Source organism: Enterococcus sp. 9E7_DIV0242 (genome assembly GCF_002140975.2).
GTDB lineage: Bacteria > Bacillota > Bacilli > Lactobacillales > Enterococcaceae > Enterococcus_L > Enterococcus_L clewellii.
This window is the reverse complement of the sequence record NZ_CP147247.1, coordinates 749316-766395: the sequence shown is the minus strand read 5'-3', so window position 1 is coordinate 766395 and position 17080 is coordinate 749316. Positions and strand designations below refer to the sequence as shown.

Annotated in this window: 14 protein-coding genes and 1 other RNA gene; 10 read left to right on the top strand and 5 right to left on the bottom strand. The window is 40.6% G+C overall.

The genetic code is table 11. The features are described 5' to 3' along the window. Positions 1–8 precede the first annotated feature (8 nt). From A5888_RS03640 to A5888_RS03630, 3 genes are all read right to left on the bottom strand, one after another. On the bottom strand, positions 9–1280 hold the full coding sequence (locus A5888_RS03640) for a PTS sugar transporter subunit IIC (RefSeq protein WP_086347874.1): 1272 nt from the start codon (positions 1278–1280) through the stop codon (positions 9–11). Between the two features lie 92 nt (positions 1281–1372). After that, the gene (locus A5888_RS03635) at positions 1373–2194 is read right to left on the bottom strand and encodes an AraC family transcriptional regulator (protein WP_339101920.1); all 822 of its coding nucleotides are present in this window, start codon (positions 2192–2194) and stop codon (positions 1373–1375) included. Positions 2195–2352: 158 nt separating this feature from the next. Continuing rightward, the gene (locus A5888_RS03630) at positions 2353–3222 is read right to left on the bottom strand and encodes a helix-turn-helix domain-containing protein (RefSeq protein ID WP_086347872.1); all 870 of its coding nucleotides are present in this window, start codon (positions 3220–3222) and stop codon (positions 2353–2355) included. 634 nt (positions 3223–3856) lie between these two features. Between A5888_RS03630 and rhaB the strand changes: the two genes are divergently transcribed. From rhaB to A5888_RS03600, 6 genes are all read left to right on the top strand, one after another. Further along, positions 3857–5323 (top strand): rhamnulokinase, encoded by a 1467-nt coding sequence (gene rhaB, locus A5888_RS03625; RefSeq protein ID WP_086347871.1) that lies wholly within the window; start codon positions 3857–3859, stop codon positions 5321–5323. Continuing rightward, on the top strand, positions 5324–6607 hold the full coding sequence (gene rhaA, locus A5888_RS03620; protein ID WP_086347870.1) for an L-rhamnose isomerase: 1284 nt from the start codon (positions 5324–5326) through the stop codon (positions 6605–6607). A gap of 47 nt (positions 6608–6654) precedes the next feature. After that, entirely contained in the window at positions 6655–7482 is an 828-nt protein-coding gene (gene rhaD / locus A5888_RS03615; protein ID WP_086347869.1) for a rhamnulose-1-phosphate aldolase, read from the top strand. 14 nt (positions 7483–7496) lie between these two features. Further along, on the top strand, positions 7497–7808 hold the full coding sequence (gene rhaM, locus A5888_RS03610; protein WP_086347868.1) for an L-rhamnose mutarotase: 312 nt from the start codon (positions 7497–7499) through the stop codon (positions 7806–7808). 263 nt (positions 7809–8071) lie between these two features. Beyond that, on the top strand, positions 8072–9223 hold the full coding sequence (gene fucO, locus A5888_RS03605) for a lactaldehyde reductase (protein WP_086347867.1): 1152 nt from the start codon (positions 8072–8074) through the stop codon (positions 9221–9223). Between the two features lie 239 nt (positions 9224–9462). Further along, positions 9463–11067: a CTP synthase gene (locus tag A5888_RS03600; RefSeq protein WP_086347866.1), complete on the top strand. Its 1605-nt coding sequence runs from the start codon at positions 9463–9465 to the stop codon at positions 11065–11067. A gap of 158 nt (positions 11068–11225) precedes the next feature. Here the strand turns inward: A5888_RS03600 and A5888_RS03595 are convergent, their stop codons facing one another. Both A5888_RS03595 and recU read right to left on the bottom strand, forming a co-directional pair. Then, positions 11226–13502 carry a PBP1A family penicillin-binding protein gene (locus A5888_RS03595; RefSeq protein WP_086347865.1) on the bottom strand — a complete coding sequence of 759 codons (2277 nt, stop codon included), beginning with the start codon at positions 13500–13502 and terminating at the stop codon, positions 11226–11228. Positions 13503–13534: 32 nt separating this feature from the next. After that, positions 13535–14149 (bottom strand): Holliday junction resolvase RecU, encoded by a 615-nt coding sequence (gene recU / locus A5888_RS03590; RefSeq protein ID WP_086347864.1) that lies wholly within the window; start codon positions 14147–14149, stop codon positions 13535–13537. Between the two features lie 62 nt (positions 14150–14211). Here recU and A5888_RS03585 point away from each other — a divergent pair, with 62 nt between their 5' ends. The 4 genes from A5888_RS03585 (at position 14212) to A5888_RS03570 (ending at position 17078) form a co-directional block, all read left to right on the top strand. Next, on the top strand, positions 14212–14751 hold the full coding sequence (locus A5888_RS03585) for an SLOG family protein (protein WP_086347863.1): 540 nt from the start codon (positions 14212–14214) through the stop codon (positions 14749–14751). A 94-nt stretch (positions 14752–14845) separates the two neighbouring features. After that, a complete protein-coding gene (gpsB, locus tag A5888_RS03580) occupies positions 14846–15259 on the top strand; it encodes a cell division regulator GpsB (protein ID WP_086347862.1) in 414 nt (137 codons plus the stop codon). Positions 15260–15282: 23 nt separating this feature from the next. After that, positions 15283–15651, top strand: an RNA gene (gene rnpB / locus A5888_RS03575) — RNase P RNA component class B. Between the two features lie 257 nt (positions 15652–15908). Then, entirely contained in the window at positions 15909–17078 is a 1170-nt protein-coding gene (locus A5888_RS03570) for a THUMP domain-containing class I SAM-dependent RNA methyltransferase (RefSeq protein WP_086347861.1), read from the top strand. Positions 17079–17080 lie beyond the last annotated feature (2 nt).

The following is a 17080-nucleotide window of genomic DNA, read 5'->3' as shown; positions in this document are numbered from 1 at the left end:
GGTTATGATTATTCTTTTTCGGCTTCTTGTTCTAAGCGATAGGTTTCGTTATCCATCGCTTTGAACCATGGGTACCAAAGCAAGGGAGATAAAATCAATTGGATAAAGAGCTGTAAGAGAATGATGGAAATACTTCCTTGGACAGCGGCATGAAAACCGATAGGTAAACCAAAAATTGCCTGTACACCAGAGAAATGTGCAACTAAACCAGACTTGGTCAACAGATAAGCTAATAATAATGCAATCGAGTTATTTGTAATGAAAGGGACGGCTAATCTGAAATTTAAAACGAGGGGTGTCCCGAAAATAACTGGTTCCGTAATGCCAAACAACGCAGGGACGATAGATACTTTTCCGACTTCTCGAAATTGCTTACTTTTTGCTCGTAGCATTAAAAGTACTAAGCCAAGGGCCATACCACCCCAAGTGATAATATTGAAAAAGGCTAGACCGGTGATGTTTGGTGGTGTCTGACCTGCAGCGACTGCATTCAAATTCTCCACATCCATTGCCATCCATAAGGCCGTAACGATGGGCATAACAACGTTTGTTCCATGAATCCCAAAGAACCATAGGATTTGCTGAATCAAGGAGATAAGAATGACTGCTCCGATCGATCCGCCAATTCCTTGTAGCGGTTTTTGAATGATTGTGTAGACAAATTCATGCATATTTCCAAATGAAGTCATTTCAAACAGTGAAGAAATAAGAATAAATACTAATCCAATCAAAATTGTAGGAAGAATGGACTCAAATACTTTTGTTACCATTGGCGGCACACCTTCAGGCATCTTAATTGTCCAGCCTTTTCGCTTGATGCCTAGATATAGACGAGCGCTGACTAGTCCTACAAACATAGCAGAGAAAACGCCGGGCGCACCTAGCCAAGTAGTGGGTATAGCTGCTACCTCATCTGTAGTAATCCCAAGTGGTGTGATGATCAGAAAACATAATAAAGAAATAATACCTGCAGAAATCCCGTCTTCGTGTTCATCAAGATTTCTTACGAGCTGATAGGCCATCAACACAACTACATAAAGAGCCATGGCACCAATTGTGACTGTATTCAATTTTACAAATAAATCTGAAAAATCTCCTAAAAATGATAGAAATGGTAATGAAGCGGGCAATATCATTAACAACACGGCGATTGATCCGATAAGTACCGGGCCCAAGGTTGCCATCATTGCTCCTGAGATTGCTTTTAGATACGGACTGTTTCCCATTTTATCGAAAAAGGGACTCAACCGATCAAATAAGTGACTGATTTTTGCTTTCAAAATGAACCTCTCCTTTTCGCTTTGATACTTGTATTATATTCGGAAGCGCTTAACTTTTCTTTTCGGATTTTTACGAAAAATCGGTCATATTTTTACTTTAAATATGTTTGCCGGTATTGCTTTGGAGAAAGACCGTATTCTTCTTTAAACGCGAGATAAAAGGATTTTACATTTCCGAATCCGCATTCATTGGAAATAGATAAAATGGTCAAATCTGTATCTCTCAGCATAGAATAGGCCTTATCTAAACGGACCGACCGCAAATAGGCCAGGAAGGTGATACCCATGAACTGTTTATAATATCTTGAAAAATAGGAAGTATTGTAATTAAATGCTGTAGCAACTTCTTCTAAGGTTAGATTTCGATTATGATTTTTTTCTATAAACTGATTGATTTGATCGAGCTGAGCTAGATTTTTAACAGAACGAATCTCTTTAATTTCGACTGTTGGGATAGTAAAAGCTGTCAGCAAAATCGAGAGGATTTCGTAAACTTTACTCATTACCAGCGCACGGCTTGCGATACTATCCTGTTGGTAAATCATACGAATCTCTTTGACTAGTTTGATCAGTTCTGCATTTTCTGATAAATCTTTCTCAAAATAAATCGACTGAGCATACGTTTCCTCGGTGATTCGCTTAATAAAGGTTAAAGGAAACTGAATAACGAATACCTGACTGGGCTCAGGTGTTTTGGTTGAATGGATGATATTGTTGTTGATCAGAAAAAGATGCTTCTTCCGGACTTGATGAACAGATTGAGGGTATCTGATTTCTAGTAGACCGCTTAAACAAAAAAGTAATTCCATACTGCTGTGCCAATGAGGGAGTATCAGTCTTTCAGTATCTCGAGAATGGAATTCAAATATTTTAAAGGGATATTTTTTACTAGGGATAATTTTTTCGTGCTTCATTTATAGGACCTCCTGATGAATGGATAAAATTATGCAGAAAAATAATTAGAGGGTAGAACAATCATTGGCAATGCTAATTGTTTTCCTCTCTAAATCAGTAGTTTTGCTTCTTCTATTATCAAATAATTGAATGGTCTAAACAAATGTAAAGTCTGCTGTTAACCTATTTTTCTATAGACACTTGGTGAGAGCCCAGTTCTTTTTTTAAATAGTCGGCTGAAATAGGCAAAGTTATCCATACCAATTTCAAGTGCAATCTCTTTGATGGATTGGTTTGAATAGCGCAGGAGGTCTTTCGCATAAGATATTTTTTTGTTGATTTGATAATTGATAGGCGGCTGACCAATGTAACGTGAAAAGTCTTTGTTCAGCTGGTATTTATTCACATGAAACAGTTTTTCCAGCTGCTCCATCGTAATGATTTCCTTGAAATGCTGATCAAGAAAGTCCTTCATTGCCAATACATGATCTGGGATTTCTTCGTAGGTGAAATCCAATTGATTTTTTTGAAGCAGCAGCTCGTTTAGTAGTTGATGAAGTAACACAGAGCTTTGGTAGTCAGTTTGTGCATGTTGGCTTTCTTGCAAGAGCAGTAGTTGGTTAACGATCAGATGAATCGGATTCTCCAAAGGTGCTGTCGTTGTGTGAAAGACATTTGATCCATTTTTCATAAATTCCTGATAAAACGCTTCGGAGGTGCCACCAAAAAAATGAACCCAATCCATTTCCCAAGGTTCATCACTAACTGTTTGATAATGCTGGTATTCCCGACAGTCAATGAAGAAGATATCACCGGATTTGATTAAAAATTTCTGATTATTATAGACCAGTCGTCCCTCACCCGAATGCGTAAATTTCATCAAAAAAGAAGGAAGATTTGCTCTTTCTGTATAGTAAGGACGGTGGGCTTTGAAGTGGCCGATCTCCTGCACGTAGTAAAAGAGTTCTTTGCTTCTTTGGTCGGGTGTATCGATGTAACGTGTGGAGTCCGGGCTCCATGAATGATTTGCTTTTTCCCAATAGCTCATACGTTGATTCCTTTCTCTGTTTTTTGTAGGGGATTTATCGTAGAAGTGTGAGTTGGACATCGCTCAAGTCCTACGCTCAATCTATGACTAAGCCTGAAAAAACGGTAGACAGAAGCAATTTTAGTAAAAAACTACATCAATATCCGCTCAATAAACATAGGCCCTAAACAGTGACTCGTCACAAGCGAGAATGCATCAACTATGTTTCAAGGTTCTTCGACGATAGGTTGAAAGTGTTGAGAATCACTGATTTGTATGCAGAATAGATGAGGAATAATAGCTACTTGATCGGCAAAAATTGGTGGAGCACCAAGCGGGAATCAATCAACATCGGAATGGAACATTCTATGTTTCTTGTCATTTCCGTGAATAGCATCCTATTGGCGTAAATCACTGTGAGTGACTTATCAGAGCAGATGATGCAGGATATCTACCTAGTGCTTGATACTTAACGCTTCTGGGCCAACTTCGAAATTATATACCAATATAGTGCAATTATATATCAAAAATGTGTGATGTAAAAGTGTTGGATAGAGACTATCATTACTTTGTAATCAGTTATTCATAACGATTTATTCAAAAGAAATGATATCGCTTCATTTTTTATCAAAAAAGTGAAACAGAGGGTGGGAAAATGACAGAAACCTATATTGCTGTGGATATCGGTGCTTCTAGCGGACGTTTGATGAGAAGTGAGCTTCAGCCAAATGGACAAATCACATTAGAGGAGATTCATCGCTTCAAAAACGGTTTTCGTATGAAGGATGAACATGACCGCTGGGATATCAACCGATTGACCAAGGAAATCTTGATAGGCTTGGAAAAGCTAAAAAAATCTGGAATTACAAAATGCTATGTTGGAATTGATACTTGGGCAGTTGATTATTGTTTGATCGATCAAATGGGTGAGTTATTGGAAGAACCGATTTCTTATCGAGATGCACGAACAGAGATGGCTGTAAGTAAATTTTCAGAAACGTGTTCTTTAGAGAAGCTGTATGAAAAGACAGGAATTCAAATCCAACCTTTTAATACGATTTTTCAGTTATTTGTGGAAAAACAAGAGAAGCTAGCTGCTGCTGAAATGTTATTGCTGATTCCAGATTATCTGGGGTATGTTTTTACTGGAAAGGCAGTAACAGAAAAGACCAATGCTTCAACGATGCAGTTGCTAAATCCTGATTCACAGAACTGGGATGAAGAACTGCTGACACTTGCAGGCATCCAAAAGGAGCAACTACCGCCATTGACTGATTCCGGGACAATCTTGGGTAGCTTACAGAGGGACAAGTTCTCGGATTTTGATTTGCCGGAAGCAACATTTATCACTGTTGCCACACATGACACTGCTTCGGCGGTAATCGGAACACCGGGTGAGGGAGACGATTGGGCTTATATCAGCAGCGGCACTTGGTCACTGTTGGGGATTGAAACCACCTTGTTCAATGTATCGAGGGAAGCCTTTTTTGAAAATTACACCAATGAATGGGGTGCACACAATACCATTCGATTCTTGAAGAATATCATGGGAATGTGGTTGATTCAGGAAGTTGCTCGTATGCAAGAATATCGTTACAGCTATGCTGAGTTAGCAGAGATGGCTGCAGCAACGCCGGCATTCCAACAGTTTATTGATGTCAATGACCCGAGCTTCCTTAATCCGGAAAACATGATCGAAGCGATTCAAGGGTATTGCGAAAAAACAGAGCAGAAGGTTCCACAAACAGCAGGAGAACTGGCACGCTGTATCTATGATAATTTAGCTCTGTGCTATGCAGTCGAGCTTGAAAAAATGGAACAATTGACAGGAACAGGGCGTAAAATCGATAAGATGCATATTGTCGGAGGAGGCTCGAATAACCGTTTCTTAAATCAGCTGGCAGCCAATATTGCGGGCATCACAGTTGAAGCAGGCCCGGGAGAAGCAACAGCTATTGGAAATATTTTATTACAAATGATCACAACAGGTGTTTTCGCAGATTTGAAGGAAGCACGAAAAGTTATTCAACATTCCTTTGATATTTCAATACATCAACCGGAGACATTTGATAGAACAATAATCGATAACTATAAAAAATTCTTAAAGGGAGCGAACAGTTAAATGACAGTTAAACAAAGATATGAAGAGGCAAAAAAAAAGTACGCAGCACTTGGTGTTGATACAGATGCAGTAATGAAAAAAATGGAGGATGTCAAAATCTCTATGCATGTCTGGCAAGGGGATGATGTCAAAGGATTTTTAAGTGATGCAGAATTGTCCGGTGGTATTTCAGTAACCGGAAATTACCCGGGCGCAGCTCGCACTCCTGAAGAATTGCGGAGTGATCTTGAGCAAGCCTACGCAATGATCCCAGGGAATCATAAATTGAATCTACATGCTATCTACCTTGATACAGAAGAACAGGTGGATTTAAATGAAATCGAGCCAAAACATTTTGAAAAATGGGTTTCTTGGGCAAAAGAGCAAGGTTTAGGCCTAGATTTTAATCCGACATTCTTTTCACACCCAATGTACAAGGACGGTTTTACATTAGCTTCAGCAGATAAAGAGGTTCGTGATTTCTGGATCGAACATGGAAAACGCTCAAGAAAAGTAGCGGAATATTTTGGGAAAGAGTTAGGTCAAGTTTGCGTCAATAACTTCTGGGTACCAGATGGTTTCAAGGACAATCCAATCGATCGTCTTGCACCAAGAAAAAGATTGATGGAATCTTTAGATGAAATTTTCTCTGAAAAATTAGATGAAAACTATACCTTAGATGCAGTAGAAAGCAAGTTGTTTGGAATTGGTGCGGAAGCGTACACGGTAGGTTCCCATGAGTTTTATATGGGTTACGGCTTAACACGCAACAAACTAGTTTGTCTGGATGCCGGACATTTCCATCCAACAGAAGTGATTTCAAATAAATTATCTTCACTGTCTTTATTCAGCGAAGGAATCTTATTGCATGTCAGTCGTCCGATTCGTTGGGATAGCGATCATGTGGTAATCATGGATGATGAGCTTCAAGAGATCGGCAGAGAATTGGTTCGTAATGATTTACTACCGATGACCAATATTGGTTTAGACTTCTTTGATGCCACAATTAACCGTGTCGCTGCTTGGGTCATTGGTACCCGAAATACGCAGAAAGCAATCTTGAAGGCGATGCTTGAACCGATTGAATCACTAAAAGAAATCGAATTGTCAGGAGATTTTACAACACGTTTAGCAATGATCGAAGAATTGAAGGATTTCCCATTTGCAGATGTTTGGAATTATTACTGTGAATCGAAGGGTGTTCCAGTTGGGTTGGACTGGTTACCGCAAATCAAAGAATATGAGCAGGGAATTTTGGGCAAACGCGAAGCATCAACTGGAAAAGACAGCTGCCGTTTTTCTTAAACAGCTGTTGAATAGAACCGAATGACTGAGGAGAGAGTGATCGAATAATGAAAAAATTAGATATTTTACAAGCACCTTTTGTGCAAGAAATGGTAGCTACAACGGCTAATCTTTATCGCTTGGGCTGGGATGAGCGTAACGGAGGAAATATTTCCTACCTATTGAATGAGGAAGAAATCTTGCCGTTTCTTGATCCGGAAAATGTAGTAAGAACGATTCCGATGATTTTTGATGGAAGCAAGCTTGCCGGAAAATACTTTATTGTTACCGGTTCAGGAAAATACTTCAAAAATGTGTGTGATGCTCCTTCAGAAAATTTAGGTGTTGTACGAGTAAGCCAAGATGGAAAAGCCGTTGAGCTTTTATGGGGATTAGAGTATGGCGCGGTACCAACAAGTGAGTTGCCAAGCCATTTCATGAGTCATATTGCTCGTCTGGAAGTCGATCCTGAAAACCGTATCATCATGCACAACCATGCTAGTCATTTATTGGCAATGAGCTTTACGCATGATTTAGACGAAAAAGCATTTACACGTACATTATGGCAAATGTGTACGGAATGTCTGGTCGTCTTTCCGGAAGGCGTTTCAATCATTCCTTGGTTGGTTCCCGGAACAAATGAGATCGGCGAAGCGACTGCTGCCAAAATGAAAGAAACTCGCTTAGTTTTATGGCCTCAGCACGGTATTTACGGTGCCGGTAAGGACATGGATGAAGTATTTGGTTTGATCGAGACAGCAGAAAAAGCAGCGGAAGTGTATACGTATGTCTGTGCTCAAGGTGGTGTAAAGCAAACCATCACCGATGAAAATCTCTGGGCATTAGCGGATGCTTTTGGTGTTGAACCGAAAGCTGGCTATCTGAAAGCTAAATAGGAGTACAAGCCAAAATGATAAAAAAAGCTGTGAGAATGAAGGTCTATCCAGAGAAGCATGAGGAGTATAAGAGACGTCATGATGAACTATGGCCGAAGATGGAGCAAATGCTAAAAGAACATGGCGCACTAAGCTATTCCATTTTCCTTGATCCAGAGACAAGTACACTGTTTGGGTATCTTGAAATTCAAGATGAAGAGCGTTGGTCTCAAACCGCTCAGACTGAAATCAATAAAAAATGGTGGGATTACATGGAGGATGTCATGGAGACGAATCCAGATCATTCACCGGTAGCTGTTGATTTAGTACCTGTTTTTGAATTGTAGACTGAGAGATAGTCAGCATATTTTTGAAGAAGACATTTAGTCTATTTAATAGGAAGATAGAGGGACTTTTTATTAAACGGACATGTTTCCAACAATAGAAGTATGGTAAGCTGAAATAAATGGTATGTAGCGCTTACAAAAATGCTGTTGAGAATGCATGAAGACTATATAAAGTTTAACACTTAAGTAATAAGAGCAGAAATTATGCTCTCATTACTTAAAATATATTTGTGAAAAAGAACACATGAGGAGGAAAAGGATACATGGCAAACAGAATGGTATTAAACGAAACATCGTATTTTGGTAAAGGAGCAATCACTGAGATTACAGGAGAGTTCAAGAAACGCGGCTTTAAAAAAGCGATCGTGATCACGGACAAGGACTTGATCAAATTTGACGTAGCGACGAAGGTCACAGCTTTATTAGACGAAGCTGGAATTGAATATAGTACTTATGATGGTATTGTGCCAAATCCGACCATCAAAAATGTGACAGATGGTGTTGCAGCAGTCAAAGAGGCCGGAGCAGATTGTATTATTGCGATTGGTGGAGGATCACCGATCGATACAGCGAAAGCCATTGGAATCATTGTGACAAATCCTGAGTTTGCGGATGTCCGAAGTCTGGAAGGGGTGGCGGATACCAAAAATCCATGTCTGCCGATTCTCGCAGTCCCAACCACTTCAGGGACCGCAGCAGAAGTAACGATCAATTATGTCATCACAGATGAAGAAAACCATCGTAAATTCGTGTGTGTTGACCCTCATGATATCCCGATTGTGGCTTTCGTAGATAGCGACATGATGATGGGGATGCCCAAAGCCTTGGCTGCAGCAACAGGAATGGATGCGATGACGCATGCAATCGAAGGCTTCATTACCAAGGGAGCGTGGGAAATGACCGATATGCTGCATATCAAAGCAATTGAAATCATTGGTCGTTCCTTGAGAGCCTCTGTAAATGGCGATCAAGCAGGAAGAGAAGATATGGCATTAGGCCAATATATCGCTGGAATGGGCTTCTCAAATGTCGGCTTAGGCTTAGTTCATGGCATGGCACATCCACTGAGTGCGTGGTACAACATTCCTCATGGCGTGGCCTGTGCGTCGCTGTTGCCAACAGTCATGAAATTCAACAAGGACTTTACTGGTGAGAAATACCGTGAGATTGCGTTTGCGTTAGGCTTGGAAGGTGCAGAAACGATGAGCATCGAAGCGGTACGTGATGCAGCGTGTGAAGCGATCGATCAGCTAAGCAAGGATGTCGGCATTCCGGCAACGATTTCAGAGCTGGGGGTAAAAGCAGAAGACCTGCCGCAAATCGCAGAGGATGCGTTCAAGGATGTGTGTTCTCCGGGAAATCCGCGGGATGCGTCAGTAGAAGAGATCATTGCCTTGTATCAAAGTTTGATGTAAGAAGCGAAGCTAGTTTTACTTAAAATGAGATGATGATTAATCGAAAACGTTATCTTCATATTATCACTTGACCTTGAAAGCTTTTGCTTGTATTATACTACTTGGGCACCTTTTAAAAGGTCAGAATTTGAATGTTACTCGCTCCCTATTCTTTTGGATAGGGGCGTTTTCTTTTTTTATAAGAGTAAATTTATTCAATGTTCTCTCTAAATAACTTATACGAAGGGGTTTTTGTAATTATGACAAAATATATTTTTGTTACCGGCGGCGTTGTTTCTTCAATCGGAAAAGGGATTGTAGCTGCCTCTCTCGGACGCTTATTGAAAAATCGTGGCTTGAAAGTAACGATTCAAAAGTTTGATCCATATATTAATGTGGACCCGGGAACAATGAGTCCCTACCAGCACGGAGAAGTGTTTGTTACAGATGATGGCGCTGAAACTGATTTGGATTTGGGTCACTACGAGCGGTTCATCGATATCAATTTGAACAAGTATTCAAATGTAACAACAGGAAAAATTTATTCAGAAGTGTTAAGAAAAGAACGCAAAGGGGAATATCTTGGTGCAACGGTACAGGTGATTCCTCATATTACGAATGAAATCAAAGAAAAAATCATGCGTGCAGCAAAGATGACGGATTCTGATATCATCATCACTGAGGTTGGTGGAACCGTAGGGGATATCGAATCATTGCCATTTCTTGAAGCACTACGCCAAATGAAGGCTGATGTTGGTGCGGATAACGTGATGTACATCCATACGACCTTGATTCCTTATTTAAAAGCAGCAGGAGAAATGAAAACAAAGCCAACACAACATAGTGTAAAAGAGCTGCGTAGTTTAGGGATTCAACCGAATATTTTGGTTGTTAGAACAGAGCTTCCAGTATCTCAAAACACAAAGAACAAATTGGCACAATTCTGTGATGTTGCACCAGAAGCAGTTATTGAGTCCAGAGATGTGGAGACACTTTACTCTATTCCTTTAGCTTTACAAGCGCAGAATATGGATCAGATCGTCTGTGATCATTTGAAATTAGATGTTCCGCAGGCAGATATGGAAGACTGGCGTGCATTAGAAGAAAAAGTGTTAAATCTGAAGAAGAAAACAACCATTGCTTTGGTTGGAAAATATGTTGAATTGCCTGACGCTTATCTTTCAGTGGTTGAATCACTGAAACACGCGGGCTTTGCGTTTGATTCAGATATCGACATTAACTGGGTCGATTCGCAAAACGTTACTGCAGAAAATGTAGACGAGCTTCTTGGTGAAGCAGATGGCATCTTAGTTCCCGGTGGTTTTGGTGACCGTGGGATCGAGGGTAAGATCGAGGCGATCCGTTATGCGCGTGAAAAAGATGTGCCATTCTTGGGTATCTGCTTGGGTATGCAGATGGCCTGTGTGGAGTTTGCACGTAATGTCGTTGGCTTGGAAGATGCCGGATCTGCTGAAACAAATCCGGATATCACAAACAATATCATTGATCTAATGGCTGATCAGGAAAATATTGAAAACCTCGGTGGTACACTTCGTTTGGGCTTATATCCATGTAAGTTGAAAAAGGGCAGTGTAACAGCACAGGCATATGGTGAACAAGAGGTTGTACAAGAACGCCACCGTCACCGCTATGAGTTCAACAATAAATACCGTCAGCTTTTTGAAGATAACGGACTGGTATTCTCAGGCGTGTCGCCAGACAACCGCTTAGTTGAAATCGTTGAAATACCTGAAAAGAAATTCTTTGTTGGCTGTCAATTCCATCCAGAATTGATATCCCGTCCCAACCGTCCACAGCTACTAATCAAAGGATTTGTTGGTGCCGCTTTAGAAAATCAGAAATAGCAACGCTGATAGGTCAATAAGGAAATCACGTGATTGAAAAATGAATGCACATCTAGCTAATTGAGGCTAGATGTGTTTTTTGCATGACAAAAACCTCTGAAACACGTTCAAAAGAAGTGCCTCAGAGGTTTTTCTAATTCTTAATTCCTGCTGATCCGTCAAGGTGTTGGAGTAGGAGTTGGTGTCGGATCAGGTGTTGGCTCTGGTTCAGGTTCCTCGCTTGATGCGGGCGGTTCTTCAGACGATGGCTCTGGTTCAGGTTCTTCAGATGACGGCTCCGGAGTTGGAGTCGGCGTTGGTTCTACTGAAGTGCTTGAACTGGATGAACTAGATGAGCTCTCAACACTGGATTCAGAACTGAATGTGCTCGCAGGTAGTTCACTCGTATAAACCGGTACTTGTGTCTGCGCGCCTTTGACATACAGTTCAGAACCAATACGAACCACGCTGTCAGGCATTTCCCAATCATCGTTTGGTACATTTTGAGAAAGGTAAAGCATCATTTCTCGGTAGATATCAGAGGCAGTGCCCCAATATTCAGAAGGAATTGGGGTATCGCGCTCCTCATATCCCGTCCAAACAGAAATAGCATAATGTGTACTGTATCCAACAAAGCTGCTGTCAGGAGCGATTTCTGTTTCTCCGACTCTACCCATTCGTACAAGGTCTTCATCAGAATAGTTAGAGGTTCCGGTTTTACCTGCTTGAATCAGTCCATCGATCGCTGCGTTGTTGTATCCCTCAGTAATCACGTCTTTCAACATGTCTGTCATCATATAGGCAGTAGAGTCTTTCATTGCTCGTGAACTTTCAGTAGTAAACTCATCGACAGAATCATCTTGATAGACGACTTTACTGACATAATAAGGTTTGTTATAGGTTCCACCATTACCAAATGCCGCATAGGCTGCCGCCAGCTTTAATGAAGAAACGCCATATTTTCCATCACCTAAATCGCTGGTATTACTTGAAATTGCGTTGGCTTGCTCAATAGGATTGAATTCAATCCCGAGTCCTTTTAAGAATTCAGCAGCTTTTTCTCCACCAACAGCATCAAAGGTTTGGACCGCTGTTGTATTTCTTGAGTAGACGATGGCTTTTCGCATCGTCATAGCACCAGAATAAAGCAGGTCTGAGTTGTATACAGAAGTAGAGGTTCCAGCATAAGTTGTCGGCTTATCAACCAATATTTTCCCTGTAGAATAATCCAGGTATTCAATTGCAGGACCATAATCAACCATTGGTTTCATAGTTGAGCCAATATCTCTTCCGGTATTAACTGCAAGATTGTTCGTTAACTGTGCGTCATCAGGGATGTTTCGTCGGCCAATTTGCGCCTTCACTTGCCCGGTTTTGACATCAATAACAGTCGAGGCAACTTGCATATCTGCATCAGGATATTCTACATACTGATCTGTATTGATAATATCAAATAGATATTTTTGGGCCTTCATATCCAGATTCGTATAGATGTCTAACCCATCAGTATAAACGTTTTTCCCAGTCTTTTCTTCAACCTCTGCAATGACCTCTGTTACATAGTTATCGATGACCTTACGATCGGCTGTTGTTTGGTTAAGTGGTTGTAACCCATCTTCAACGGGTGCAGCAACCGCTTGATTGTATTCATCCTCTGTGATTTTTTCATTTTGTTTCATTGTTAAAAGGACGACATCGCGTCGCTCTTTCGCCAATTCAGGGCTGGTATAAGGATCGTAATCATTCGGTGCTTGTGGCATACCAGCAAGAAGAGCAGTTTGTGGTAGGTTTAATTCTGCCAAAGGTTTACCAAAATAGGTTTGTGAAGCCGTCTCCATACCATAAACGCCATTTGCCATATACACTTTATTTATATAATAGGTAAGGATTTCTGATTTTGAATTTTCTCGCTCTAATTCTAAGGCCATCCAAGCTTCTTGTGCTTTTCTTTTCAACGTTTGGTCAGAAGCCTTTGTTGAGAAAAAGGAGAGCTTGATCAGCTGCTGGGTCAGCGTACTACCACCTTGCAGACCACCGGTTTTTAGATTTGAGAAAAGAGAGCCGGCGATTCGAATTGGATCGACGCCATTATGCTTATAGAAACGTTTATCCTCGACGGATACAACGGCATCCTTCAATAGCTGAGGCACATCGTTTGGCTGAATGATTTCACGTTTTTCCGATCCTAGGTCTTCGAAAACTTCATTGTTGATATCGTAAAGTTTAGAAGAAACTGTATCGCTTAATCTGGATTCATCAAGCTCCGGCGCGTCTTTTGCATAAAACCAGAAGAGACCGACACCACTTAAAAGCCCGATGAAACCCAACGCAACAAGACCGATTAATATTTTCACAAAAATGCTTTTTTTCTTTTTTGGTTTTCCCGTTCCACCAGGGGTTTCTGTTGGTGAGAAATTACCATGTTTTTGGGATCGTGTCCCGAATTCGCTTGCCATATTTTAATTGCTCCTTTTTGTTTGAACATGTTTCACTTCATTGTTCGAATATATTTATCAACTGCTTCCAGATAAGGGACTCTAGGTGCCAGACCAATACTGATCTCGATTCCTTCTGTTTCCAACGTACTTAGGTGCAGAGATTTTTTTCCAGTTTGTTGCTCTGACCAGTAATGAATCAGGCGCTCACCGCTTAGAAAAAAGCAACGGTTTAAAGATGAAAACCACAGCAGAACAAAACAAATTCCCTGCTGTGCAATACATTGCTTCATATGAATGATTTGATGCTCATGAAAATTTTTGAAAGGAAAAGATGTTTTATTTTTTGTTTCCTTTGCTTCGAAGTCTAAATAGAGACCGTTATAGACACCATTATAGTCTGTAGTGGAAGCTTGTCTAAAATACGCTTCCTTTATAACAGCAGCACTTCTACGTGGATAATCCACCTTTACGATTTGAACAGGAGTAGGCTTTTTATGGATGACTGCGAGTCCACGGTTCAAATAGAAGCTATTGCTCTGATTGATCTCCTCTTCAAAATCCATGCCCCGCTTACCAAAATCGATTGACTTCTTTTTTTCTTGTTTTTTCTTCTTCAATGCTTCATTATTGTTAAAGGGGGTTCCATTTGGATAATGAAAAACCATATTTATCACACTCCTAGCGAATATTATATCAAAAAATGTACATGAAAGAAAAGGAAAGTCTTATGGAAGTCGTAAAAACAGTTTTTGTCACGGGATATCGTAGCTTTGAGTTGAATGTTTTCCAAGAAAATGATCCAAAAGTAGCGGTTATTAAAAAAGTGTTAAAAAGTGAATTGATTAATTTTCTTGAAGAAGGTGTCGAGTGGTTTTTAATTGCCGGAAATCTTGGGACAGAGCTTTGGGCTGGCGAGGTTATTGCTGAAATGAAAAAGGAGTATGAGGTCAAATTAGGCATTTTGTTTCCTTTTCAGGGATTCGGAGAGAACTGGAACGAGAAAAATAAGCTATTATTAGAAAAAATAGTAAGGCAAGCGGATTATGTTGATTTTGTTAGCCGTAAGCCATATCAGTCTCCTGCCCAGCTAAAAGGGCACACGAAATTCATTTTAGAGCACTCTCAAGCAGCGTTGATGATCTATGATAAAGAGTATCCGGGAAAGAACATGTTCTTTCTACAGGAAGCGGAAGCCTTTTCAGAAACGCACTTTTATGAAAATCGATTAATTTCCATGGACGATTTACAAAATTTTTCTCATGAATAAAGAATCTGTTTGATTTTCCGGCTATTTTTAGATACAATGAAAATGTTGAATTATGAATTGGGATAACGAGTAAAGAATATAATGAGGTGTAGATATGGCAAATTTAATATACAACCCAAAGGAAATCTTACAAAAAGAATTTAAATCAAAAATGCGTGGTTACGATCCAATCGAAGTAGATGAGTTTTTAGACAACGTCATTAAAGACTATGAGGCATTCAATAAAGATATTTTGGCTTTGCAAGAAGAAAACAGTCGATTGACTGCAAAGCTTGAGCAAGCATCTAAGGTATCACAAACAATGCCTTCAAGAAGCGCTGGTATGCAAGAAGCTCCTAAGAGTGCAGCGGTGACAAACTTTGATATTTTGAAGAGATTGTCTAATCTTGAAAGAGAAGTCTTTGGTAAAAAACTAGATGACACGCCGGCACCAACACGTGCAGCTGCACCATCGTATGAACCAGCACCTCAGCAACAAGCTGATAATTCTGAAACACGTCAATTTTAATTTTTTAGGATAAGATTCCTGTAATTTTCGGGTTACCGCGGTCTGAGTAATCAGGCTGAGGAAAGTCCATGCTCGCACAGACTGAGATGTCTGTAGTGTTCGTGCTTAGCGAAACCATAAGCTAAGGTACTCTTTCAGAGTAACGGCAGGAAAAAACGGCTAAGGCTTCGGCTATGTCTGAGTATCCTTGAAAGTGCCACAGTGACGAAGCAGTACGGGAAACCGTACTGGTGGAACGCGGTAAACCCCTCGAGCGAGCAACCCAAATTTTGGTAGGGGCACTCTTCTAAAGGAAATGAACGAGTAGGAGAGGCAGAATACTTCTGCAGATAGATGGTAACCATCAGTTTTTTTACCTGAGAAAATTCTGATACAGAACATGGCTTATAGAAAATTACAGGCAATCAGGCTGACCTTCCAACATTGTTGTGAAGGCTTTTTTTACGAATAGGGATGATTGGAGCAAGAGTGTACATCTCCTGCTGCTTCAAAATGGTCATCATTGGCGAAGAACTGTTCATGGTGTATTCGTTGCTTAAGCTTTACGTTTAGTATCAGTGAATAGGTAACATAGAAGAGACAAATAAATAATGATGCTTCATTACATAGACGTAATGGCAAGAATCAATAAACAGATAGGAGAACAAATATGACGGAAAAAAAATACCAGCTTGTTGCAACCGCAGCCAGTGGACTTGAGGCATTGGTCGGAAAAGAATTAAAGGATCTCGGGATTCCGTGTCAGGTAGAAAATGGTCGAGCACGTTTTGAAGGAACTATGGAAACCATCGCGACTGCAAATCTATGGCTGAGAACAGCGGACCGTGTCAAAATTGTCGTTGGTGAATTCGATGCTTACAGTTTTGATGAGTTATTTGAACAGGTTAAGGCATTGCCCTGGGAGGATTTCCTGCCATTTGATGCAGAATTTCCTGTAGCAGGAAAATCGATTAAATCAAAACTATACAGCACGCCGGATTGTCAGGCAATCACGAAGCGTGCAATCGTTAATCGATTGCGTGAGGTATACCATCGTCCGGCCAGTGTTCCGTTGCCAGAGAGTGGTGCCTTCTTCCAATTGGAAGTTGCTTTATTAAAAGACCATGTAATGATCACGCTTGATACAACGGGACCAAGTCTCTTTAAACGCGGCTATCGTTTGGAGAAAGGTGGTGCACCTTTGAAAGAGAACATGGCTGCAGCATTGGTCACGCTGACGAATTGGCGGAAAGATCGTCCGTTTTATGATCCGGTTTGTGGTTCGGGTACACTCTGTATCGAAGCCGCGTTAATGGGACATAATATCGCACCGGGCTTCAATCGTGAATTTGCGTTTGAAGCATGGGATTGGTTCGATCCATCCGTCATCGAAAAAGTGCGCGCTGAAGCAGAAGAGCAAGCGGATTACGATGTTGTATTGGATATTACCGGTTCAGATATCAATGGCAGAATGATTGAAATTGCACGAGCAAATGCGGAGGAAATCGGCTTAGGCGATTCAATCCAATTTAAACAGCTGGCACTCAAGGATTTTTCTACGGATAAAGAGTATGGCGTCATTGTGGCTAATCCTCCTTATGGTGAACGTCTAGGCGATGAAGAAACAGTAAGAGAACTATATAAAGAAATGGGACAGGTCTTCCGTCCGTTGAAAACCTGGAGTAAATATATCCTGACGAGTGATTTAACCTTTGAGCAATATTATGGGGAAAAAGCAACGAAGAAGAGAAAGCTTTATAACGGTGCTATGCGAACAGATCTATTCCAATTTTGGGGGCAGCGCCCACCGAGAAAACCAAGAACAGAAAACGAGGGATAATC

Excerpts from the sequence above, each read along its gene's own strand:
- recU (WP_086347864.1), bottom strand. The coding sequence starts at position 14,149 with ATGGTTTTTCATTATCCAAATGGAACCCCCTTTAACAATAATGAAGCA.
- A5888_RS03570 (WP_086347861.1), top strand. The coding sequence starts at position 15,909 with ATGACGGAAAAAAAATACCAGCTTGTTGCAACCGCAGCCAGTGGACTT.
- rhaB (WP_086347871.1), top strand. The coding sequence starts at position 3,857 with ATGACAGAAACCTATATTGCTGTGGATATCGGTGCTTCTAGCGGACGT.
- rhaA (WP_086347870.1), top strand. The coding sequence starts at position 5,324 with ATGACAGTTAAACAAAGATATGAAGAGGCAAAAAAAAAGTACGCAGCA.
- A5888_RS03630 (WP_086347872.1), bottom strand. The coding sequence starts at position 3,222 with ATGAGCTATTGGGAAAAAGCAAATCATTCATGGAGCCCGGACTCCACA.
- rhaD (WP_086347869.1), top strand. The coding sequence starts at position 6,655 with ATGAAAAAATTAGATATTTTACAAGCACCTTTTGTGCAAGAAATGGTA.
- rhaM (WP_086347868.1), top strand. The coding sequence starts at position 7,497 with ATGATAAAAAAAGCTGTGAGAATGAAGGTCTATCCAGAGAAGCATGAG.
- A5888_RS03585 (WP_086347863.1), top strand. The coding sequence starts at position 14,212 with ATGGAAGTCGTAAAAACAGTTTTTGTCACGGGATATCGTAGCTTTGAG.
- gpsB (WP_086347862.1), top strand. The coding sequence starts at position 14,846 with ATGGCAAATTTAATATACAACCCAAAGGAAATCTTACAAAAAGAATTT.
- A5888_RS03600 (WP_086347866.1), top strand. The coding sequence starts at position 9,463 with ATGACAAAATATATTTTTGTTACCGGCGGCGTTGTTTCTTCAATCGGA.
- fucO (WP_086347867.1), top strand. The coding sequence starts at position 8,072 with ATGGCAAACAGAATGGTATTAAACGAAACATCGTATTTTGGTAAAGGA.
- A5888_RS03595 (WP_086347865.1), bottom strand. The coding sequence starts at position 13,502 with ATGGCAAGCGAATTCGGGACACGATCCCAAAAACATGGTAATTTCTCA.
- A5888_RS03635 (WP_339101920.1), bottom strand. The coding sequence starts at position 2,194 with ATGAAGCACGAAAAAATTATCCCTAGTAAAAAATATCCCTTTAAAATA.